Source organism: Sulfitobacter sp. HI0027 (genome assembly GCF_001634775.1).
Taxonomy (GTDB): domain Bacteria; phylum Pseudomonadota; class Alphaproteobacteria; order Rhodobacterales; family Rhodobacteraceae; genus Sulfitobacter.
This window is the reverse complement of sequence record NZ_LWER01000437.1, coordinates 38,045-57,679: the sequence shown is the minus strand read 5'-3', so window position 1 is coordinate 57,679 and position 19,635 is coordinate 38,045. Positions and strand designations below refer to the sequence as shown.

The following is a 19,635-nucleotide window of genomic DNA, read 5'->3' as shown; positions in this document are numbered from 1 at the left end:
ATGAACGCCCTGTTTAAACTCCTGCTGATCGGCCTCACCTTCGCGCTTGCCGCGCCGGCGGCTGCACAGGTGCGGATCAAGGATATCGTCACCGTCGAAGGCGTGCGGTCGAACCAATTGGTCGGCTACGGGCTGGTTGTGGGCCTCAACGGCACGGGCGACAGCCTGCGCAACGCGCCCTTCACCGAACGCGCGATTGAGGGCATGTTGGAGCGGCTCGGCATCGGCAACCTGACCGAAGACCAGATGCGCACGGCGAATACTGCCGCGGTCATGGTCACCGCATCCCTGCCGCCCTTCGCGCGGATGGGCAGCACCATTGATGTGGTCGTGTCCTCCTTGGGCGATGCATCTTCGCTGCGCGGCGGCACTTTGATCGTTACCCCGCTGACCGCCGCCGATGGTGAGATTTACGCCGTGGCCCAAGGCCCGATCGCCGTCGCGGGTTTCGCGGCTCAAGGTCTCAATGCCTCCATCGTCGAAGGCGTGCCAACCGGCGCGCGGATCGACAACGGCGCCATCGTCGAGCGCGAGGTCGACTTTGATTTCAGCGAGATGACCAACATCAAACTCGCGCTGCGCAACGCAGATTTCGTCACCGCGCAGCGGGTCGAGGCGGCCATCAACCAAGCCATGGGCCCGGTCGCCACCGCCATCGATTCGCGCACCATCACCGTATCCGCCTATGGCAAAGGATCGTTGATGGAGACGATGGCCCTGATCGAGCCGCTGCAAGTGCAGCCCGATCAGGTCGCCAAAGTGGTGATCGACGCACGCTCCGGCACCATCGTCATCGGCGCGAATGTCCGTATCGACCGCGTCGCGGTCAGCCAAGGCGGTCTGACCGTCACCGTCCGCGATGATTTCAATGTCAGCCAGCCTGAATCGCTGTCGATTGGCGGGACCACCGTGGTGGTGCCGAATTCCTCGGTCGGCGTCGAAGAGAAAGACGCGAAATTCGCCGTCATCGACGGGTCGGTCAGCCTGCAACGTCTGGTCGACGGGTTGAACGCCATCGGCGTCGGCGCGACCGAGACGATTTCAATCCTTCAAGCCATCAAGGCGGCGGGCGCTCTGCATGCCGACCTTGAGATCATCTAGGGGCAGGTCATGGAATTCGCATCTCTCCCAATCCCCACGCCGACCCCGGCAGCCAAGCCCGCAGTGACCCAGGCCGACGCCGTCACCGCTGAAAAGGCGCAGGAGTTCGAGGCGATGTTCCTCGGACAGATGGTCGATGAAATGCTCTCGACCGTGGATATCGGAAGCTTCGGCGGCGGCCATGCTGAAGAGACATGGCGCAGCTTTTTGTCCAACGCGATCGGCGAAAGCATCGCCGAGCAGAACAGCACCGGAATCGCGCGCAGCATTGAGACCGCGATGCAGCGCTATCAAACGGGGGCAGACCGATGAGCGATCCGCGCAAAGCACTCGCCGCCGTTGATGCATTGGGCAATCTGCTGCGCCGCGAAATCGCCGCGGTGGAGGGCGGGGCGTTCAATCAACTGGTCGAATTCGCCAGCGAAAAGGCCCGACTCACCGCCGTGCTGGAAGAGCAACTCAGCCACGACCCCGAAGCGGTCAGCAAAGATAAATTGCGCGATCTAAAAGATCTGATCGCGCGCGATCATCACCACCTGCAATTGGCCCGCCAGGTCACGTCAGAGATGATCTCACAGGTTTCCCAAATCCGGGAAAAGCACAGCATTGCAGGCATTTACGGCCGAAGCGGTGCGAAACGTGACAACCGCGCAACACTGATGACAACCGTGGACAAAAGTTTCTGAATTGCCTCAATGTTGCCAGTTTTTCGCGTAAAAACGTAATCAAGCGGGTTCGCCCCGCAGTTGTCAGAACGACGACATAACGAACTAGAATAGTCTGGAATAAGAATATGTCTTCGATCAACACAAACACATCCGCCATGAACGCTCTGTCGACTCTGCGGAGCGTCAATTCGAGCCTGAACCAAACTCAGGACCGTATTTCGACAGGTCTCAAAGTCTCCTCCGGTAAGGACAACGCGGCTTACTTCGCGATTTCCGAAACCATGAAGGGCGAAAGTGGGATGAATAAGTCAATCAACGAAGGATTGACTTTGACGAAGAACTCCGTTGCGACAGCTCGTGTTGGTGCTGAAAACTTTCAGGAGCTTGCGCAGACCTTTCAGGAGCGCGTAGCTTTCGCGCAGGGCGCTAAAGGTGGTTACGCGGAGATCGAGCAAGAGCTTGGCGAACTGGTCAAACAAATGACGGCGACCGTGACCCAAGCTACCTTTAATGGCGACGATTTGGTAGGCGCAGCCACTGTTGCCGCGGGCAACACTGCATCGACAATCGATACAGCGACAGGCGTAGTTACCCCCACCGACAACCGAACCGTTCCTGGCACGAACGATACACGCACAATCGTGACTGGTGTCGCTCGCTCAGGTACTGGGGTTACAGCCACCACGATGAGCATTGACGAGGTCGACCTCGCCGGAGCGCTCTCTGATTTCCAAGCAATTGCGAGCGGTTTTCAAGCTAATGCTGAAGCAGCAACAGGGGACGCATTCTTGCGCGGCGCTTTGACCTCTTCCGAAGCGGGCGTGAAACGTATTACGTCTGACGCAACAACTCTCGGTTTGGCCGAAGCGTCGATTGAAGGGCAGCAAGAGTTTCTGACCAAACTTTCAGATAACATTGATGCTGGCGTGGGCTCTATGGTTGACGCCAACATGGAAGAAGAAGCCGCCCGTCTTCAGGCGCTTCAGGTTCAGCAGCAGCTGGCATCGCAGTCCCTGTCGATCGCCAACCAGGCACCGCAGAACATCCTGAGCCTGTTCCGTTAAGGATTAGGGTTTCGGGGCCAGAGCCTAGTACTTTGGCCCCGGTCCAACCGCCTCAGAATTTGCGGTTGGCAGGCAGCAATATATAAAAACAAGGAAGAATTCCTATGGGGCTGGCAGCATACAAACGAACCATTCGCGAGAGCGAAACCCCGCGGCAGATCGAGCGCCGCATTCTGAGCCGCGTCACACATGACCTTGCCGAAAAGGGCCAAGGCTTTGATGCGACTGAGAGCAAGAGCGAGCGGTTGAACATCCTCGCCTCCGGTCTGCGCGACGCAATTTACGAAAATCAACGGTTCTGGTCGGCCCTGCGCTTTGACCTGTCTGAGCCGGAAAACAAGATGCCCGACGGGCTGAAAGCGTCGCTGATCTCCATCGCGCTTTGGGTGGACCGTCACAGCACCGCGCTGATGGCGGGCGAGGGGCGTCTGGCGGGTCTCGTTGAGATCAATGGCAACATTGCCGCCGGTTTGGCCGGGCAGGCCGCGCCGCAGATGCAGGAGGTGTAAGATGCTGAAACTCACCCTTCGCCCCCGTGAGCGTGTCGTCGTGAACGGCTGCGTCATCCGCAACGGCGACCGCCGTCAGGCGCTGACGGTCGAAAACCGCGCCGACATTGTGCGCGAGTCCGATCTGTTGAAGCCGGATGCGGAATCCACGCCTGTTTCCAAGGTCTATTTCTTGGTGCAAACGGCGCTGATCCGTCCCGATACACGCGATCAAATCCTGCCGATGATCCAGCAAGGCTTGGCCGATCTGGCCTGCTGCTTTGGCACTGAAATGCGTATTCGCATCATGGAAGCGGCGAACTTCGTCTCTATGGCCGACTTCTACAAAGCAATGAGCGAGCTGCGCGCGGTGCTCAAATACGAGACCGAGCTGATGCAGCTTCGCCCGGCCCCTCCGGCGCCTAACCATGAGGCCGCGCACGCATGATTTCGCTGGGCGGCATTGGCACGCAGGTGGCGGTTAAGCTGTTTGACGCAACGCGCGACAAACAGCTCGACCTTGCCGCCAGCAACGCCCTGAACGCTCGGCAAATCGCCGCTTTTGAAGAACGTATCGGCAGCATCTCTTCCCCGCAGGAACTGATTGCCGATACGGAAGTCTATACTTTCGTCATGCGGGCCTTCGACCTCGAAGATCAGATCTTTGGCAAGGCGATGATCCGTAAGACGCTGGAAAGCGATATCACCGACAGTTCCGCACTGGTGAACCGCCTCAGCGACCCCAAGATCCGGGACATGTATCAGACTTTGGGTTTCACCCCCGGGGGGGGGAGCAGCGCGAACCTTGATAAGCTCGACTGGCAAGCCGAGATGATCGACCGTTTCAAAGAGCGTTTCGTGTTGAATGCCGCCGGGGAAGACAACGAAGGCGCCCGGATTGCCTTGGAGTTCAAATCCAGAGCCTCTGAAATCAACACTTGGCTCGACGTGTTGAAAGACGAAGACCTCGGTAGTTTCATGCGCCGTGCACTTGGCGTACCGGATGAGGCGATTGGGGTCGATCTCGACCGCCAGATCGCGCTTTTTGAGCAGAAGTTTGACATCGAAAAGCTGAAAGACCCCGCCGAGGTCGACAAGCTCGTCTCGCGGTTCTCGGCGATTTACGATGCGGTAGAGGGCGTCTCGTCATCGTCGAGCACCGTGCTTTCGCTGATGCAGGGGGCCGTCTCTATCGGGCAGGGCAGCACCTTCACGGCCATCACCATCGACATCCCCACGATCACCGGCGGCTACAGCGCGTCGAGCGCCTACCGCTAACCCTCTTTATTCGATGAATTCGTCGTCATCGGCTGCCGAGGGCAGTTCGATCACGCCCTCGTCGGCGAGGGTCTTGGCATATTCCACCATCGCGGCCTGTGCGGCGCGCACGTCGCGGCCCCGGACCGGACCGGTGGCGGCCATCTCGTCCATCAGCATCTGACGCGAGCGTTGCGGCAGACATTCCATTAGGTGATCGCGCTGCTCTTTCTTGGCTCCGCGCATCGCCATGGGCAGGGTGGCCCCATCCAGCCCGCGCATCACCTGCGCCAAGTCCTGCATCGGCAGTTTGAACAGATCGTCAAAGACGAACATACGCTGTTTGATGGCTTGGAAGGCGTCGGGAATACGCGCGTCCAGCGCACCGGAAAGCTCTTCGAAGGCCTGCACATCCAACTGGTTGAACAGATCTGCCATGCGCTGATGCGTCTCGACCGAATTGGTGTGCATCGCGTTCGACAGAATGTCTTGTTTCAACGTCTCTTCGATCTGCTGCATCATGTGCAGCGGCACGGCCTCCATCGCGATCATGCGTTCGGCGATGTCTTGCATCCGCTCAGGGCCGAGCAGCGGCAGCACTTTGGCGGCCACGCTGGTGTCGACGTTGTTGAGGATCGCCGCCGCAGTCTGGTCGTGCTCGCCCTTGAGATAGTTGGCGATCACCGTCTCATCCAGCGCGCCAAAGCCGCGCCACATGGCGTTCTCGCGTTCGCTGTCCTTGAGCCCGGCCATGATGCTGGTCACCTGTTCTTCGGGCATGAACTTGCGCAGCATGGACTCTGCCGTCGACAGCGACCCTACGACCGATCCTGTGCCGCTGACCACCTTTTGAGTGAACTCTTTAAGCACATGTTCCACCACCTCTGCGGGGATCGGGCCAAGGCGGCTCATGGCGCTGGTGATGCGTTCAATCTCGGCGGTGCCGAGCTTTTGCATGAGTTCCGAACCGGTCTGCTCTCCGAGGCAGAGAAAGGTGATGGCCGCCTTGGTGGGACCGTTCAGATCCTCCACCGTGATGGGCTTTCTGCGGGTTTTGGAAAGGGCATTGGTCGACATAGATAAATCCTTTCGGTGCAGGTCAGCCACCGGCAAGCGGCACATAGCTTTCGATCAACGATCCTGCCAGCATGTACCAACCGTCGATCAGCACAAAGAAGATCACCTTGAACGGCAAGGAGATCAACACCGGGGGCAGCATCATCATGCCCGCACTCATCAAGACCGAGGCGATGATAAGGTCGATGGCCACAAAGGGCAGGTAGATCAGAAAGCCGATGGTAAAGGCGCGGCGCAGTTCCGAGATCATGAAGGCCGGAACGAGATGGCGAAAGGTGGCCTCCTCTGCCGAGGCGGGCAGGGGGGTCTCTTCGGCCTCTTCATCCGCCGGGGCAATGCGCAGGAACAGGGCGTAATCCTCGGGCCGGGTGTTGACGTACATAAAGTTTTTGAACGGGGCCGCGATCCGCTCCAGCGCCTGTTCTTCGCCGATGGCGTTTTCCAGCAGCGGCTCGATTCCGGCCTCATAGGCGTCCTCGAACACTGGCTGCATGACGAAGAAGGTCATGAACAGCGCCAGCGAGGTCAGCACGATATTGGGCGGGGTCTGGTTCAGGCCAAGGGCCGAGCGCAGCATCGACAGGACGATGACAAAGCGCGTGAAGCTGGTCATCACCACCAAGAGCCCCGGCGCGATGCTAAGCACGGTGACCAGCGCGATGAACTGAACGATCCGGCCCGACAGATTGGCGTTTTCGTCACTGCCGGGCGCGGTGTCGCCAATCACATCCGACAGCGTGGAGAGAAACCCGCCGTCTTGGGCCATGGCCATGCCGCCGCTGGCGAGAAGCACCAGCAGGGCAAGGCCCATGCGGCCCGACGCATAGCCGCGCAGAGAGGGAAGGTCAGTCAGGGACATAGTCCTTGACGATCTGGGTCAGGGACACGCCAAGCCGGTCTTCGCCGACCTTCACAAGATCGCCGCGCGCCACCAGACGGTCAGAGACCATGAGGTCGACCGGCGCGCCGATTTTGCGGTTCAGCTCTACAATGGAGCCTCGGGTGAGTTCCAGCAGGCGCGAAATCGGCATGCGGGCTTGGCCCAGCACGATCTGCACATCTAGGCCGACGTTCAGCATGGCGTTGATGCCAGCGCCACCGGCCTCGGGGCGGGGGGCAAGGGCGTTGCGCGAGTCTTCAGTGTCGAGTTGCGGGAAGACGCCCACGTCATCGCTGCCTGTACTGGCGGTATTGCCGAAGGCGTCAGCGCGCGGCTGTTCTTGCGCGCCGGGTGTGGCGTCGGGCGGGGTGCCTTTCGCGGCGTTGTTGTCATCTTTGGGCGATTGCAGGTCAGGCTTATCCATTTCCGTCCTTCTCCTTTTGTGCTTTCAGCGCCCGCGCATGGGTGTCGCGCAATTCGGCGAGCAGGCGGTCGCAAATCTTTTTGAACCCGTAATCAAGGCTGCCGTGATCCCATTCCATCCGGGCATCCCCATCGGGCAGGCCGGCATCGGCGCGCAGGTCCAGCACGCCGTCGCATTTGTAGTACACAGCGCGTTGGCGCAGGTCTGGGCCAATCTGGTCAAGCGTGGCGGGCGACAGGCGCACTTTGATCTGGCTCGACCCGATGGCCATTTTCAGCGATTGGGTCACGGTCTTTTTCACCCGCGCGGTCGACAGGCGTTCGATCACCTCGGGCAGGACGATCTCGCAGGTTTGCAGGGTAAAGCCCACGATCTGCGCCATCAGCGCCTCTTGATGGGCCTGCATCGCCTGCGACAGCCGCGCCAGTTCCTGTGCCAGCTTTTCAGCCATCACGGCATGTTCGGCCTGCATGGTCTGATGCATCTCGGCCCGGCCCGCGTCGGCCCCGGCCAGATAGCCTTCGATATGGCCTTGCTTATGGGCCTTTTTGATCTTCGCTTCAATTTCTTCGGGCGTGGGCAGCGCCGGATCCTGCGGCTTGCTCTTGCCGTCTTCGTCGAAGTTTTGCAGCTTGAGGGTTGTGATCACAGATCATCCCCTTCCGACAGCCATTGGCCCAGAACCCGCAGGGCGTCTTCGGTGTTGTCTTCGGCCAGTTCGGCCACGGCGCGCAATTGGCTGTGTTGCACCGCGCCCTCGACCGAAGCAAGTTGCACCATGTCGCGGGGCATCTCGTCCATTGGGCCGAGCACCGCACCGGTCTGGACGCCCGCCGGGGTGGGCAGGCGGTTTGGCGGGGTCTCGTTCTGGGTGCCGCCGGTCAACGCTTTGGGGGCGTTATTCTGCTCAGGACCGTCCAGCAGGCCCGCGTCTGCGCCAGCACCGGCCAGCGCGGGCTTGGGCAGGGTGGCATCCAACACCATGCGCAGCGGGCGCGCGCCCAGCACCATGATGATCGCCACCAGCGCCAAGGCAAAGAGCGAGCGCAGGATGGTCATGGCGTTATCGGCCAGCACCGCGCCCAAGCCACGGCCTGCGGGGCTGCTGAACTCGGAATCGAAATCAAGGAACTGAAGGCTGTCGACCTGCACCTGATCGCCGCGTCCCTGATCAAAACCGATGGCCGTGCTGACCAGTTGGCTCAGACGTTGCATTTCTTCGGGGCTGCGCTCGATATAGCCCTCGGACCCGTCGGGCAGGGTGCCATAGCTGCCGTTCACCAGAACAGCGACCGAGATACGCTCGATATCGCCCGGCTCGCGCACAAGCTCGCTCTGGACCGAGCCGATTTCGTAGTTGATGATCTCGTCGTTCTCGGAGCGGGTGGACTGCCCCGCGCCGCCGCCCGCATCGTCGCGCAGCTCATCGGGGATGTTATTGGCCACATCCACCGTCGCCGCCGCCGGGTCGGTTTCATTGGAGTTGCGCACGCGGGTTTCGATCGACCGCGCCACCTGCTGGGCGGGATCAAACGTGCGGGACACACGCACCTCACGCTCGGTCGTCAGATCGACACTGACCCGCACGCGGGCATTGCCCGGCCCGACGCGGGCGTTGAGAATGGATTCAACCTTTTGCGCCAGTTGCTCTTCGATCATGCTGCGCTGACCTTGGAGGGAGAAGTCAGAGCTGCCGCCTTCATCCTTGGCCAAGATCGTCTCACCCGAGGCCGACAGGACGGTTACGTTCTGCGCTTCCAAATCTGCTACGGCAGAGGCCACCAGAGCCTGGATCGCCTGCGCTTGGCTGCGGGTCATGCTGGCGTTGGCCTGCGAGCGCACGATGACCGAGCCGCTGGCCTCGGCCCGGCTGCGCGAGAAGGCGGCGCGTTCGGGCAGCACCAGATGCACCCGCGCGGCTTTGATGCCGCTGATGGTTTGGATCGACCGGGCCAGCTCGCCTTCCAGTGCGCGCAGCCGGTTCACCTTTTGCATGAAGGAGTTCATCCCCATGCCGGACATATTGTCGAAAATCTCCCAACCCGGCACGCCCTCGCCCGGCAGCCCCGCATCGGCCAGCGCCATGCGGGCACGCGCGATATCGGTCTCGGCCACCGAAATGGTATCGCCATTGCGCGACAGATCGACCGTGAGCCCCGCCTGTTCCAGCGTCTGCATCATCTGCGACGCGGTGCCGGGGCTAAGCTGGCTGTAAACCGGAACATAGGTGGGGGCGAGGATGGTCCGCGCGCCGATAAAGATGGCCGCGGTGATCGCCAGACCGATGCCGCCCAGAAGAGCCAGCCGCTTTGGGCCTAAATCCTTAAGGTTTTCAACGATCTGATTCACGGGCCCTCACTCGATTGGATAGTCCGAGCATTCCCCGCTCGGTCGCCACTATGCAAGCATATATCGGTTTATACTTGCCCGATCCAAAAAATAAACAGGTTTCTGTTGCAATAAAGCTTGTTTGGGGATGTATTTGTTCTTGCATATGGCGCTCCGCGCAGGATCCGATTAAGAGTTGAAGAATGAAAAAGCCTCTTGCTATCCTTGCTGTCGTCTTGCTCTGCCTTCTTGCTGGCGTCGGTGGGGTGACGCTTGCCATCGGCCCTTCGGGGCTTTTGAAAATGGTGGGGCTCGGCGGGGATGAAACCGTCGAGGATACGGTTGAGACCGCTGACAATGCCCATGGTGAGGAAGGCAGCGAAGACGCGCATGGCGAAAAGCCAAAGACCGAGATCAAGATGCCGGTCATGCCTTTCCCCGAGATCATCGTGAACGTCACCGATACCGGGCCGCAGGGCGGGCAGACCAGCCGGTTTCTCAAGCTCAACATGCTGATGGTCTATGACGAAACCGCCGAGGGCGCGGACCGCCTGATCGCGCGTGAGATCTACCTGCGTGACAGCTTCCAAGACTTCCTGCGGCAGTTGCATGTCAGCGACCTGACTGGCAGCTATGGGCTGGCGATGCTGAAGGCCGAACTGCTGCGCCGGGCGCGGGCGGTGGGCCACACTGACGCGCCGCATGAAATACTGATTGCCGATATGGTGGTGCAATGACGATAGCGGATTCCTCCGATGCGCTGAGCCTCGAAGAGACGATGATCCGTCAGGCGCGCGAAAGCTTTCAGCGCCTGCCCACGCTTGAGATCATCATCGACCGTCTGTTGCTGGCTTTGGTGCCCGACCTCAAATCCTATTGCACCGTAGCGCCAGAGATCGAGCTGAGCTCGCTGGAATATATGCCCTATGAGGACGCGATGGAGAGCATTCAGGCGCCCTCGCTCATCGCCATCGCCAATGCCGAAGGCTGGGGCAGCCAGATCGCCTGTGTGGTCGAGCCGGACCTGCTGTTTTCGGTCCTAGAGATCATGCTGGGCGGCCGCCGCGCCACGAGCCAACAGTGGAAGCCCCGCGGGTTGACCGCGATTGAGCAGAAACTGGGCCGCAGACTGGCGGAACTGTCGCTTAAAGGGCTGGCGCATTGCTTGCATGATGTCAGCCCGGTGCAATTCGACATCCAATCGTTGGAGTCCAATCCCCGGTCGGTCATGCTGGCGGCCCCGCGCACCGCGACGGTGCTGGTCCGGATGCATCTGCAGTTCGAAGACCGCAGCGGCCATATGGCCTTGGTGCTGCCCTATGGCACGCTGGATGAGGTCAGCGCGCAATTGGCGCAGCCGTTCCTTGGCGGGCGTTCGCCCACCGACAGCAACGCGCGCAAGGATATGAACAGCCAGATTTCCAGCACCACGGTCACCATCACCGGCGTGCTCCAAGAGGTGACGATCCCGCTGCATGAGGTGCTGGAATGGAAGCCCGGTCAGGTGATTGATCTGGGCATGACGGTCGATACTCCCGTGGTTGGCATGGTGAACGCGCAGCCGATGTTTCAAGCCGCATTTGGCCAGCGCAGCAATGGCGCTTTGGCGCTGCGGGTGATCCAGTCCTTGCTGCCCAAGGAAAGTCAGGAGGACAGCGACGATGATGCCGGCCTTGATTGATATCCTCATCATCGTGCTGCTGGTCGGCACGCTGGTCTATGCCTTTATCCTTGATCGTCGGGTTCGCGCCTTGATGGCGACCCTGAAAGAGATGGAGCCGATGGTCGGGGCTTTTTCGAGCGCCGTCGATCAATCGGCCCGGTCGGTCGAAGACCTGCGCGACCTCAGCACAAGGGTTCAACGCGCCGAGCCGCCTGTGCAGCGTGACGCCCCACAGCACCGCAAAGCCGCCGCGGCTGAACCTACTCCGGCAGGCCAAAGCCCGGCAGAGATGCGCGCCGCGCGCCTGAAGGGGCGTTCCCAAGTGCGCGGGCAGGCGGCGGTGCAGGGCAAATCCGAACTGGTCCGCACCTTTTTCGACATCACCAAGGAGCGTAAGGAATGAGCCGTATCTCCCTACCAAAGATCGCACTGTTTGGCCTTGGCGTCGCTGGCGTGCTCAAACTCACGGTTGAGTTCATGCCGATGATGGCTATCGCCGAGACGCCCAGTGACACACCCCCGGTGCCGGTCGAGCTTGCCGCAGCCCCCGCGCCGCCCAGCTATGACGCCAGCGCCCCGGGCGAAAGCGGCATGTGCGAGCCGAGCCACCTGATCGCCGAGGCCATCGCCGAAGAGCGTGCGCTGCTCAAAGACCAACGCGACACGATTGCCGACCGTGAAGCCAAGCTGGCGCTGGCCGAGCAAAGCCTCAAGGCCGAGCAGACCCGACTTGCCAGCCTGCGCGATGAAATCGGCGCGCAGTTGAAGGTGATCGAAGAGGCCAACAATCAGGACATGACCAAGCTGGTCGAGCTCTACCGCAACATGAAGCCGCAGGTGGCGGCAGGCATCATGGATGAAATCGACGTGGAAACCGCTGTGCAGGTGATCGGTGCCATGCCCGAACGGGACGCCGCGCAGATCATGGGCTCGTTCAGCCTTGTCCGCGCACGGTTGATCACCAAAATCCTGCTGGAACGCTCCAAACTCCCCGCCGACCGCAACCTCGAAGGGCTGCGCCTGCGCTGAGCAGACGGGTTAATCTTCGCGGATCGACGACCCTGCCGGCGGTTTGCGGCGCACGTTGCGGCGCAGGTCCATGACAAAGCCGATGATCTCGGCCACCGCTTGCCAATGCTCCATCGGGATACGGTCATCCACCTCTACCGCCGCGTGAAGCGCGCGGGCCAGCGGGCGGTTTTCGATCATCGGAATATCGTGCTCCTTGGCCAGTTCGCGGATGCGGTGGGCCATCACATCGGCGCCCTTGGCCACGCAGATCGGCACATCATCCACGCCCTGTTCATATTTCAGCGCTACGGCGTAATGGGTCGGGTTGGTCAGGACCACGCTGGCGCCCGGGATCGCCTGCGCGATGCGCTGGCGTGCGCGAGCGCGGCGCAATTCGGCCCGGCGGCCTTTGATCTGCGGATCGCCCTCGCTGTCCTTATGCTCGTCGCGGATTTCCTTGAGGCTCATCATCTGCTTCTTCTTCCACTGCGCGCGTTTCCAAATGATGTCGGCAATGGCAATGGGGACGAGGAAGGTGGTCGTTACAAGGAAAATCCAGCGCACCTTTTGCAAAGTGGCATCAAGTAAAGTCTCAGGCACAAAGGCCTGCGTCTGACCCAGAGACTGCGCAATATCCCGCACGGCCCAGACGGTGATAAAGCCGATCACCAGCACCTTGGCGGTGTTCTTGGCGAATTCGACAAAGGCATCGGCGGAGAACAGGCGCTTGAAGCCCGAGAGGGGGTTTAGTTTCGATATCTTCGGTTTGATCCGCTCGGCTGAAACCACCGTCTCGCCTTGAATCAGCACTCCGAAAAGCGCTGCCAACACCATAATTCCGACTACGGGCATCATCGCCAGCCCCACCGTAAAGCCCAGCGATTTAAGGACACCGCCGGCTTCAACCAATCCGGTGCCGCCGGTGCCGATCGCTGTCACACCTGCGCCCAGAAGCGGGCGTTGCAGCGCGTCGACAATGCCGCCAATCGAACTGGGCAGCACGAAGATCAGGATCATCAGCAGGGCAAAAACCAGCATCGCCGTGCCGGTCTCACGCGATTGGGGCACGTCGCCTTTCTTGCGCGCGTCGCGGAGCTTTTTCTCCGTCGGCTCTTCGGTCTTACTGCTCTTGTCCTCTTCCGACATGGCCTAGAACCCGTAGGTGGTGAGCCATTCCGCGAATGGCTCCAAAAACCCGCGCATCATGGTCGGAACCGCCAGCACCATCAAGGCCAGCCCGGCGGCGATCAGCAAAGGCTGCGCGATAAAGAAGACCTGAAGGCTCGCCATCATGCGGTTCGCCAGACCCATCCCGACGTTCAGCACCAGACCCGCCACATAGAAAGGCGCGGCGATGGACAGCCCAAGATACAGGCTGACCTGCGTCGCGCGGGCAAACTGATCGGTAAGATCGGCCAGCATGAAGGTGCCGGGGATGAAAACCTGATAGGACATCAGAAGCGATTCAATAATCAGGTGGTGCAGGTCAGTGATGAAAATCAGCGCCGTGGCCCCGATGAGCAGCATCGTGGCCATGCTCGTTGCCCCCTCAAAGGCCCCAATGTTGGGTGCCAAGGCGTTGGCCAGCCCCGACATCAAGGCCATCTGATAGCCTGCAAATTGCAGCGCCGAGAGCAGCGTGCGCGCCACCAGCCCGATCCACAGCCCCACGGTGATTTCCGAGCCAAAGATCAACAACAGGGCACCGGGGCGATCTTCGGCCACCGGGCCAAGGCCCGTAACCGGATAAAGTGCAGCACTCAGGATCAGACCAAAGAATAACCGATGCCGCGTCGGGACAGAGGTTTCCGCAAAACCCGGCATGAACAAAAGCGCGCTGCCGATGCGGGCGAAGACGACGAAGTATCCCATCAGCGCGTCGGTCAAAAGGGCAGAGAGGTCCATCTCTAGCCCCCGATGGTGGCGACGGTCCGCAGTGACACCTTGCGGTGGATTTCGGCGTTGGAAATGACCGGCGTCATCGGGCTGACCCGCTCTAACATGGAGCGCACATAGGACCGCGCCTCGGGGTTCACCATCAGCGCGGGCCAGCTGTCCTCAGAGGCGAAGCGCTGGATCTGCTGGCGGGCTTGCAGCACGAATTCCTGCACCCGTTTGGGGGACATGACGAATGTGCGGTCATCACCGACCATCTTGACCGCGTCAATGAATTCGGCCTCCCATGACGGCGACAGGGTGATGACGGGCACAAATCCCTGACCATCGGACAGGCCTTGGCAAATCTGGCTCGACAGGCGGCGGCGCACGTTTTCCAGCACCAGCGCGGGCTTGCTAGTCTGTCGTGTGGCCTCGGCCATGGCCTCAACGATCAGAGGCAGGTTGCGGATCGACACACGCTCCAGCAGCAGTTCCTGCAAGACCTGCTGCACCAGAATGGCGGGGGAGGGGACGGGTAGATCGTTGACCAGCTTTTGATAGTTCCGGTCCAGCCCCTCAATCGCCTCTTTTGCCGAGCCGTAGGTGAGCAGTTCGGACATGTTTTCCTTGACCACTTCGGTCAAATGCGTGGTGATCACGCTTTCGGGGTCCACCACCGTATAACCCTGCGCCTCGGCCTGATCGGCGACCTTGCTGTCGACCCAAAGCGCGTCCAGCCCGAAGGTCGGCTCGCGCGTGGCCTCGCCCGGCAGTTGCAGTGGCGCGCCTTCGGGGTTGATCACCATCATCTGATTGGCGCGGATGTCGCCCTTGGCCACATCAACGCCGTGGATTTGGAAAGAGTAGCTGTTGATCGGCAGGCTCACGTCATCCTTGATCCGCACCGAGGGCATGGGGAAACCGAACTCTTCAGCGAAATGTTTGCGCAGGGATTTGATCTTGCTCGGCAGCACCGCGTCGGGGCGGTTGGCCAGCGCCACCAGGCCTTCGCCCAGCACCAGCCGCAACTCGTCGAGGTGCATGGGGTTGGCATCGACCTCCGGCATGTCCTGCTTTTTCTGTGCCTCTGCATCAGCCTGCGCCTTGGCCTCTGCCGCCTCTGCCGCGCCGCGCTGGATCACCACGCCCAAGCCCACCATGGCAGCGGCCAGAAGGGCGAAGACCAGCAGCGGAAAGCCCGGCAAAAGGCCGATGCCGAACAGCAGCAAAGCCGCCATGTAAAGCGCCTTGGGGAAGTTCGACAGCTGGTCAAAGACCGCCTCGTTCGCCGCGCCACGCGTGCCGCCTTTGGTCACGATCAGACCGGCCGCCAGCGACACCACCAGCGCCGGAATTTGGCTCACCAGCCCGTCCCCGATGGTCAGCGAGGTAAAGACGTTAAACGCATCGCCCACGCCCATGCCGCGCTGCACGACACCGATCAAGATGCCACCAATGACATTGATCAGCGTGATAATGAGCCCTGCCACCGCATCGCCGCGCACGAATTTCGAGGCACCGTCCATCGCCCCGAAAAACGCGCTTTCGTCTTCCAGTTCCTTACGGCGGCGACGGGCCTCATCCTCGTCGATCAGCCCCGCGCCCATATCGGCATCGATCGCCATCTGCTTGCCCGGCATTGCATCCAGCGAGAAGCGGGCGGCGACTTCGGCGATACGGGTCGAACCCTTTGTAATCACGACGAAGTTGATGATCACGAGGATGGCAAAGATCACCACGCCGATGACGAAATTGCCCGCCACGATGAACTTGGAGAAGCCCTGGATCACATCGCCCGCGGCGTGCAGACCGGCATGGCCTTCGCTAAGGATTAGCCGGGTTGAGGCCACGTTGAGCGACAGGCGTAACATGGTCGTGACCAGCAGCAGCGTCGGGAAGGAGTTGAACTGCAACGGTGAGGGGATCCAGAGCGCCACCATGAAAATCAGCACGCTCAGCGACAGTGATAGCGCGAGCCCGAAATCGAGCAAGATCGGCGGCAGCGGCAAGAACAGAACCGCCAGCACCAGCGCCATGCCAACGGCAAAGCTGACGTCTTTATTTGCGCCAAACATGCGCCATTGCGGCATTATGGAGTTCGGTTTCGTGCTCATCCCGCATCCTCCGCGTGGACGGTGGTGAACTGTGGCAGGACGGGCTGCATCTCATGGGCTGAATAAAGCGACCGGCGCGCGTTCTCGGCCCCGCCGATCTGCGCACCCCAAGTGGCCTTGGCCGCCAACCGGTCATAGCTGCCCGAGGTGCTGCGGGGCGTCTTGCGCGGACGCGATGCGACGGGGCTGGCACTGGCCAGCGCCTGAAACTCCGGCAGCCGCGCATTGGCGGCAGAGATGTTCTTTTGCAGACGGTCAAGGTAGGTGTCGCGGTACTCAGGCTCGAATGAATGGTACGACCCCGCGGCCTGCATCCAACTTCCCGTGCGGCGGTGCAACCGTTTGAGGAAACGCGCGGCGTAATCTACGTTCACGCGCGGATCGAACCCTTGGGCGGGGTTGTCGAAAGCATCCGGGTGCCAGCGCATGTTGATCTGCATACAGCCCACGTCGATAGAGCGGATGCCACTCGCCTGCCGCTCTGCGATCCAATCAAGCGCGGCGTTGCGGCTGTCGAACAGCCGCCCTTCGCCCGCCGCGTTGACCGCGTAGGGCCAGACGGTGAAATGCCCGTTGCGCCGGGTGCCCGCCTCTTGCAGGCCGATGGCCAGCAGCAGGTTATCTGGAATGCCATGCCGCGTTTGCGCCGCCAGAATTTCGCGGATGCAGACGCCTTCGGGCCCGCCTTTGGCGGCCAGCGTCCGGGCTGTCTTGGTCACCGCGTTTTTCTGCGATGGCTCATAGAACGACCCCCAGCCTTGGGCGAGGGCAGGGGTCGCAAGCACCGCCCCCAGCAGCGCCGCACGGGCCATATGCCAAAGCGCTCTCACAGCCCACCGTTCTGCACGAGGTCAAAGACCGTATCTGACAGGTTCTTCAGCGTGGCATACATGAACGGCGTCGCGGCCAGCAGGGTGACAAAGATCATCACGATCTTGGGCACGAAGGTCAGCGTCATTTCTTGAATTTGCGTGAGCGCTTGGAAAAACGCGATCACCAGACCAATCGCCAGCGCCACCCCCAGCACCGGACCCGAGGCCAAAAGCACGGCCCAGACGGTAGCAGAGATGATGTCATAGGTCTGGGTTTCGGTCATGGCCTAGATCGGCATCCGCAAGATTTCCTGATAGGCTTCGACAAAGCGGTCGCGCACCGACACGGCGACTTTGACGGTGGATTCCATCGCCAACATGGCTTCGACCACCTGCTGGGTATCCGCCTCACCGCGCAGCCCGGCCTGGGCCACGGCTTCGCCCTCGCGCACTGTTTCCAGCGCGTTTTCCGAGGCTTGCTGCACCATATTGGTGAAGCTATTGGCGCTGGCGCCCGCCTCTTCGGCGATGGCTTCGCCCTTTTGGCCGGTCAGCGATTGCGAGGTGCGATAGGCACCGCGAACCGCGGCGGTCGAGATCAGGGAGGCGGGATCGCTCATCTCAGGTTACCTCACTTCAGCAGGTCGAGCATCTGACCGCGCATCCGGCGGCCTGACTCGAACATGTTCATATTGGCCTCGTAGTTGCGCGAGGCCTCGCGCATGTTGGCCATCTCAATGATGGGATCGACGTTGGGCCGATTGACATAGCCGGTGTCATCCGCTGCTGGATGCGACGGGTCATAATCGCGGCGAAAGGGGGATTGGTCGCGCCCGATGCGGTCAACCTCAACGAGTGATCCGCCGCCGTTACGGTCAATCAACTCGGAAAAGCTGATGGTCTTGCGGCGGAACGGGTCGGCGCCCGGCGTGGTGCCCGTGGAATCGGCGTTGGCCACGTTTTCCGAGATCACCCGCAAACGCGCGGTCTGCGCGGTCATCCCGCTGGCGGCGATTTTGGCGATAGACTGAAGCGGATCCATGCGTTTTCCTTACCTGTTCCCGGTGACGGCCATGGTGAGCAAGTCATAGCTTTTGCGGTAAAGCTGTGCTGCCAACCTGTAATGGTCACCGATCTCGGCGGCCTTCACGGCCTGTTCTTCGAGGTTTACGGTATTGCCATCCAGCGTGGTGCCAATGGCGCTGCGATCCGTCACCTCACGCACGCCGGGCGTTCCTTGGGCGACACCGGTGAAATGCTTGTCATGGGTCGTCACCAGCCCTTTATCGCGCGACAGCTCTCCGCTCAGCATCGATTCAAAGGACGATACATCCCGTGCTTTGAAGTTCGGTGTCGACGCATTGGCGACGTTTTCAGACACGACCTTTTGCCGGGCCGAAAGCCACTGCATCCGGTCCGAAGCGAGTCCAAGAATAGAAAGATTAGACAAGTTCATTTTTTTGCCTATAGCCTGTTTAATCCTTGTATAGTAAATATTAGCTTGCTCTCCTAGAGGAAATTTATCCATGCAGACACTCTTTTCCGAGCTGACAAGCTTTGCCCGCGAAGCGGGCGAGGCCGAGATCACCGGCGAAGTGCGCGCGATCACCGGCATTACCCTGACCGCCGTGGGGCTGGAGCGGGTGCTGGGCATCGGCGAGCGCTGCATCGTGCATGGCTCTGACGGGCCGGTTCATGCCGAGGTCGTGGGCCTTGGCACCCATGGCACCGAATTGCTCCCCTTCGGCTCATGGCGCGGGGTGGCGGCGGGCGACCGGGTGGAGGTCGCGGTTGGCCGCGATGTGATCCGCCCGGACGAAAGCTGGAAGGGCCGTGTCATCAGCGCCTCTGCTGCACCACTTGATGGAAAGGGGCATCTGCCCGAGGGCAACGAGCCCCGCCCGCTGCGCGCCGCCCCGCCGGGTGCGTTCGACCGCAAACGCATCGGCCCGAAACTGGCGACCCATGTACGCGCGCTCGATGTCTTTACCCCGCTTTGCCAAGGTCAGCGCTTGGGCATTTTTGCGGGGTCTGGTGTGGGTAAATCGACGCTGATGGCCATGCTGGCACGCTATACGGACTGTGACGTGGTGGTTATGGCGCTGGTCGGCGAACGGGGCCGTGAGGTGCAGGATTTTATCTCGACCGACCTTGGCCCCGAAGGGATGGAGAAAGCGGTGCTGGTGGTCGCCACCGGAGATGAGCCACCGCTGACCCGCCGCCAAGCCGCTTGGACCGCCATGGCCGTGGCCGAGCATTTCCGCGATCAGGGCCAGCACGTGCTGCTCTTGATGGACAGCGTAACCCGCTTCGCCATGGCGCAACGAGAAATCGGCCTCGCCTCGCGCGAACCACCCACCGCCAAGGGCTATCCGCCGACGGTGTTCTCGGAGCTTCCGCAGATGTTGGAACGCGCCGGGCCGGGGCCGGTAGGCAAGGGCGACATCACCGCGATTTTCACCGTTCTGGTGGATGGGGATGACATGAATGACCCCATCGCCGACGCCGTGCGCGGGATCACGGATGGGCATATCGTGCTGGACCGCAAGATTGCTGAAAAGGGGCGCTATCCGGCGATTGACCTGTTGGCATCGGTCTCGCGGACGTTGCCGGATTGCCACAGTGATGTGGAGTATACGTTGCTCACCGCCGCCCATAAGGCGCTCGCGGCCCATGCCGATATGGAAGAATTGATCCGCATCGGCGCCTACCGCAGCGGCAGTAATCCCGAACTGGACCGCGCGATTGCATTCGCTGGGCCGTGCGAGACATTCCTTAGCCAGCGCAAGGCCGAGCACACCCCGCCGCAGTCCTCATTTGCTGAGGTGGCAGGGATGCTCGACCGGGCCGGGATCAGCCCCGGCTGATAC

At 61.2% G+C, this 19,635-nt stretch carries 25 protein-coding genes; 12 read left to right on the top strand and 13 right to left on the bottom strand.

The window, feature by feature from the left end; all coding sequences use genetic code 11:
* From A3722_RS20140 to A3722_RS20110, 7 genes are all read left to right on the top strand, one after another.
* Complete coding sequence (locus A3722_RS20140; RefSeq protein WP_067629224.1) at positions 1-1,101, top strand: flagellar basal body P-ring protein FlgI; 1,101 nt, start codon at positions 1-3, stop codon at positions 1,099-1,101.
* 9 nt (positions 1,102-1,110) lie between these two features.
* Positions 1,111-1,413, top strand: coding sequence for a rod-binding protein (locus tag A3722_RS20135; RefSeq protein WP_067629222.1), 303 nt, complete (start codon positions 1,111-1,113; stop codon positions 1,411-1,413).
* Positions 1,410-1,787, top strand: a complete 378-nt coding sequence (locus tag A3722_RS20130) for a hypothetical protein (protein ID WP_067629220.1) — start codon at positions 1,410-1,412, stop codon at positions 1,785-1,787. Before A3722_RS20135 ends, A3722_RS20130 begins: the two co-directional genes overlap by 4 nt.
* Before the next feature lie 107 nt (positions 1,788-1,894).
* The gene (locus A3722_RS20125; RefSeq protein ID WP_067629218.1) at positions 1,895-2,833 is read left to right on the top strand and encodes a flagellin N-terminal helical domain-containing protein; all 939 of its coding nucleotides are present in this window, start codon (positions 1,895-1,897) and stop codon (positions 2,831-2,833) included.
* 104 nt (positions 2,834-2,937) lie between these two features.
* A complete protein-coding gene (gene flaF, locus A3722_RS20120; protein WP_067629216.1) occupies positions 2,938-3,342 on the top strand; it encodes a flagellar biosynthesis regulator FlaF in 405 nt (134 codons plus the stop codon).
* A gap of 1 nt (position 3,343) precedes the next feature.
* Positions 3,344-3,769, top strand: coding sequence for a flagellar biosynthesis repressor FlbT (locus A3722_RS20115; protein ID WP_067629214.1), 426 nt, complete (start codon positions 3,344-3,346; stop codon positions 3,767-3,769).
* A complete protein-coding gene (locus A3722_RS20110) occupies positions 3,766-4,599 on the top strand; it encodes a DUF1217 domain-containing protein (protein WP_067629212.1) in 834 nt (277 codons plus the stop codon). Before A3722_RS20115 ends, A3722_RS20110 begins: the two co-directional genes overlap by 4 nt.
* A 6-nt stretch (positions 4,600-4,605) precedes the next feature.
* Here A3722_RS20110 and A3722_RS20105 read toward each other — a convergent pair whose 3' ends face one another.
* The 5 genes from A3722_RS20105 to fliF are packed head-to-tail and all read right to left on the bottom strand — an operon-like array spanning position 4,606 to position 9,308.
* A complete protein-coding gene (locus tag A3722_RS20105; protein WP_067629210.1) occupies positions 4,606-5,655 on the bottom strand; it encodes a flagellar motor switch protein FliG in 1,050 nt (349 codons plus the stop codon).
* 22 nt (positions 5,656-5,677) lie between these two features.
* Complete coding sequence (gene fliP, locus A3722_RS20100; protein ID WP_067629208.1) at positions 5,678-6,514, bottom strand: flagellar type III secretion system pore protein FliP; 837 nt, start codon at positions 6,512-6,514, stop codon at positions 5,678-5,680.
* The gene (locus A3722_RS20095) at positions 6,501-6,959 is read right to left on the bottom strand and encodes a FliM/FliN family flagellar motor switch protein (RefSeq protein ID WP_082849557.1); all 459 of its coding nucleotides are present in this window, start codon (positions 6,957-6,959) and stop codon (positions 6,501-6,503) included. The genes fliP and A3722_RS20095 overlap by 14 nt, the downstream gene beginning before the upstream one ends.
* Positions 6,952-7,608 (bottom strand): FliH/SctL family protein, encoded by a 657-nt coding sequence (locus A3722_RS20090; protein WP_067629206.1) that lies wholly within the window; start codon positions 7,606-7,608, stop codon positions 6,952-6,954. Before A3722_RS20090 ends, A3722_RS20095 begins: the two co-directional genes overlap by 8 nt.
* The gene (fliF, locus tag A3722_RS20085; protein ID WP_082849556.1) at positions 7,605-9,308 is read right to left on the bottom strand and encodes a flagellar basal-body MS-ring/collar protein FliF; all 1,704 of its coding nucleotides are present in this window, start codon (positions 9,306-9,308) and stop codon (positions 7,605-7,607) included. Before fliF ends, A3722_RS20090 begins: the two co-directional genes overlap by 4 nt.
* A 182-nt stretch (positions 9,309-9,490) precedes the next feature.
* Between fliF and A3722_RS20080 the strand changes: the two genes are divergently transcribed.
* Genes A3722_RS20080 through A3722_RS20065 form a run of 4 tightly spaced genes read left to right on the top strand, consistent with a single transcriptional unit; the run spans position 9,491 to position 11,979 of the window.
* A complete protein-coding gene (locus A3722_RS20080) occupies positions 9,491-10,024 on the top strand; it encodes a flagellar basal body-associated FliL family protein (protein WP_067630380.1) in 534 nt (177 codons plus the stop codon).
* Complete coding sequence (locus A3722_RS20075) at positions 10,021-10,968, top strand: flagellar motor switch protein FliM (protein WP_067630383.1); 948 nt, start codon at positions 10,021-10,023, stop codon at positions 10,966-10,968. The genes A3722_RS20080 and A3722_RS20075 overlap by 4 nt, the downstream gene beginning before the upstream one ends.
* On the top strand, positions 10,949-11,353 hold the full coding sequence (locus A3722_RS20070; RefSeq protein WP_082849555.1) for a hypothetical protein: 405 nt from the start codon (positions 10,949-10,951) through the stop codon (positions 11,351-11,353). Before A3722_RS20075 ends, A3722_RS20070 begins: the two co-directional genes overlap by 20 nt.
* The gene (locus A3722_RS20065) at positions 11,350-11,979 is read left to right on the top strand and encodes a MotE family protein (RefSeq protein ID WP_067630385.1); all 630 of its coding nucleotides are present in this window, start codon (positions 11,350-11,352) and stop codon (positions 11,977-11,979) included. Before A3722_RS20070 ends, A3722_RS20065 begins: the two co-directional genes overlap by 4 nt.
* Positions 11,980-11,988: 9 nt before the next feature.
* Here the strand turns inward: A3722_RS20065 and flhB are convergent, their stop codons facing one another.
* From flhB to flgB, 8 genes are read right to left on the bottom strand one after another with little or no spacing between them, the layout of a single operon-like run.
* Positions 11,989-13,107, bottom strand: a complete 1,119-nt coding sequence (flhB, locus tag A3722_RS20060) for a flagellar biosynthesis protein FlhB (RefSeq protein ID WP_067630387.1) — start codon at positions 13,105-13,107, stop codon at positions 11,989-11,991.
* Positions 13,108-13,110: 3 nt separating this feature from the next.
* Positions 13,111-13,866, bottom strand: coding sequence for a flagellar biosynthetic protein FliR (locus tag A3722_RS20055; RefSeq protein WP_067630390.1), 756 nt, complete (start codon positions 13,864-13,866; stop codon positions 13,111-13,113).
* A gap of 2 nt (positions 13,867-13,868) precedes the next feature.
* On the bottom strand, positions 13,869-15,953 hold the full coding sequence (flhA, locus tag A3722_RS20050; protein WP_067630394.1) for a flagellar biosynthesis protein FlhA: 2,085 nt from the start codon (positions 15,951-15,953) through the stop codon (positions 13,869-13,871).
* On the bottom strand, positions 15,950-16,783 hold the full coding sequence (locus tag A3722_RS20045; protein WP_067630397.1) for a lytic transglycosylase domain-containing protein: 834 nt from the start codon (positions 16,781-16,783) through the stop codon (positions 15,950-15,952). Before A3722_RS20045 ends, flhA begins: the two co-directional genes overlap by 4 nt.
* Complete coding sequence (gene fliQ, locus A3722_RS20040; protein WP_067630399.1) at positions 16,780-17,049, bottom strand: flagellar biosynthesis protein FliQ; 270 nt, start codon at positions 17,047-17,049, stop codon at positions 16,780-16,782. Before fliQ ends, A3722_RS20045 begins: the two co-directional genes overlap by 4 nt.
* A gap of 3 nt (positions 17,050-17,052) precedes the next feature.
* On the bottom strand, positions 17,053-17,385 hold the full coding sequence (locus A3722_RS20035; protein ID WP_067630402.1) for a flagellar hook-basal body complex protein FliE: 333 nt from the start codon (positions 17,383-17,385) through the stop codon (positions 17,053-17,055).
* 11 nt (positions 17,386-17,396) lie between these two features.
* Positions 17,397-17,807 carry a flagellar basal body rod protein FlgC gene (gene flgC, locus A3722_RS20030; protein WP_067630405.1) on the bottom strand — a complete coding sequence of 137 codons (411 nt, stop codon included), beginning with the start codon at positions 17,805-17,807 and terminating at the stop codon, positions 17,397-17,399.
* Between the two features lie 9 nt (positions 17,808-17,816).
* Positions 17,817-18,221 carry a flagellar basal body rod protein FlgB gene (gene flgB / locus A3722_RS20025; RefSeq protein WP_067630407.1) on the bottom strand — a complete coding sequence of 135 codons (405 nt, stop codon included), beginning with the start codon at positions 18,219-18,221 and terminating at the stop codon, positions 17,817-17,819.
* Between the two features lie 70 nt (positions 18,222-18,291).
* Between flgB and A3722_RS20020 the strand changes: the two genes are divergently transcribed.
* The gene (locus tag A3722_RS20020) at positions 18,292-19,632 is read left to right on the top strand and encodes a FliI/YscN family ATPase (protein WP_067630410.1); all 1,341 of its coding nucleotides are present in this window, start codon (positions 18,292-18,294) and stop codon (positions 19,630-19,632) included.
* Positions 19,633-19,635 lie beyond the last annotated feature (3 nt).

Excerpts from the sequence above, each read along its gene's own strand:
- A3722_RS20140 (WP_067629224.1), top strand. The coding sequence starts at position 1 with ATGAACGCCCTGTTTAAACTCCTGCTGATCGGCCTCACCTTCGCGCTT.
- A3722_RS20135 (WP_067629222.1), top strand. The coding sequence starts at position 1,111 with ATGGAATTCGCATCTCTCCCAATCCCCACGCCGACCCCGGCAGCCAAG.
- A3722_RS20130 (WP_067629220.1), top strand. The coding sequence starts at position 1,410 with ATGAGCGATCCGCGCAAAGCACTCGCCGCCGTTGATGCATTGGGCAAT.
- A3722_RS20125 (WP_067629218.1), top strand. The coding sequence starts at position 1,895 with ATGTCTTCGATCAACACAAACACATCCGCCATGAACGCTCTGTCGACT.
- flaF (WP_067629216.1), top strand. The coding sequence starts at position 2,938 with ATGGGGCTGGCAGCATACAAACGAACCATTCGCGAGAGCGAAACCCCG.
- A3722_RS20115 (WP_067629214.1), top strand. The coding sequence starts at position 3,344 with ATGCTGAAACTCACCCTTCGCCCCCGTGAGCGTGTCGTCGTGAACGGC.
- A3722_RS20110 (WP_067629212.1), top strand. The coding sequence starts at position 3,766 with ATGATTTCGCTGGGCGGCATTGGCACGCAGGTGGCGGTTAAGCTGTTT.
- A3722_RS20105 (WP_067629210.1), bottom strand. The coding sequence starts at position 5,655 with ATGTCGACCAATGCCCTTTCCAAAACCCGCAGAAAGCCCATCACGGTG.
- fliP (WP_067629208.1), bottom strand. The coding sequence starts at position 6,514 with ATGTCCCTGACTGACCTTCCCTCTCTGCGCGGCTATGCGTCGGGCCGC.
- A3722_RS20095 (WP_082849557.1), bottom strand. The coding sequence starts at position 6,959 with ATGGATAAGCCTGACCTGCAATCGCCCAAAGATGACAACAACGCCGCG.
- A3722_RS20080 (WP_067630380.1), top strand. The coding sequence starts at position 9,491 with ATGAAAAAGCCTCTTGCTATCCTTGCTGTCGTCTTGCTCTGCCTTCTT.
- A3722_RS20075 (WP_067630383.1), top strand. The coding sequence starts at position 10,021 with ATGACGATAGCGGATTCCTCCGATGCGCTGAGCCTCGAAGAGACGATG.
- A3722_RS20070 (WP_082849555.1), top strand. The coding sequence starts at position 10,949 with ATGATGCCGGCCTTGATTGATATCCTCATCATCGTGCTGCTGGTCGGC.
- A3722_RS20065 (WP_067630385.1), top strand. The coding sequence starts at position 11,350 with ATGAGCCGTATCTCCCTACCAAAGATCGCACTGTTTGGCCTTGGCGTC.
- flhB (WP_067630387.1), bottom strand. The coding sequence starts at position 13,107 with ATGTCGGAAGAGGACAAGAGCAGTAAGACCGAAGAGCCGACGGAGAAA.
- A3722_RS20055 (WP_067630390.1), bottom strand. The coding sequence starts at position 13,866 with ATGGACCTCTCTGCCCTTTTGACCGACGCGCTGATGGGATACTTCGTC.
- flhA (WP_067630394.1), bottom strand. The coding sequence starts at position 15,953 with ATGAGCACGAAACCGAACTCCATAATGCCGCAATGGCGCATGTTTGGC.
- fliQ (WP_067630399.1), bottom strand. The coding sequence starts at position 17,049 with ATGACCGAAACCCAGACCTATGACATCATCTCTGCTACCGTCTGGGCC.
- A3722_RS20035 (WP_067630402.1), bottom strand. The coding sequence starts at position 17,385 with ATGAGCGATCCCGCCTCCCTGATCTCGACCGCCGCGGTTCGCGGTGCC.
- flgC (WP_067630405.1), bottom strand. The coding sequence starts at position 17,807 with ATGGATCCGCTTCAGTCTATCGCCAAAATCGCCGCCAGCGGGATGACC.
- flgB (WP_067630407.1), bottom strand. The coding sequence starts at position 18,221 with ATGAACTTGTCTAATCTTTCTATTCTTGGACTCGCTTCGGACCGGATG.
- A3722_RS20020 (WP_067630410.1), top strand. The coding sequence starts at position 18,292 with ATGCAGACACTCTTTTCCGAGCTGACAAGCTTTGCCCGCGAAGCGGGC.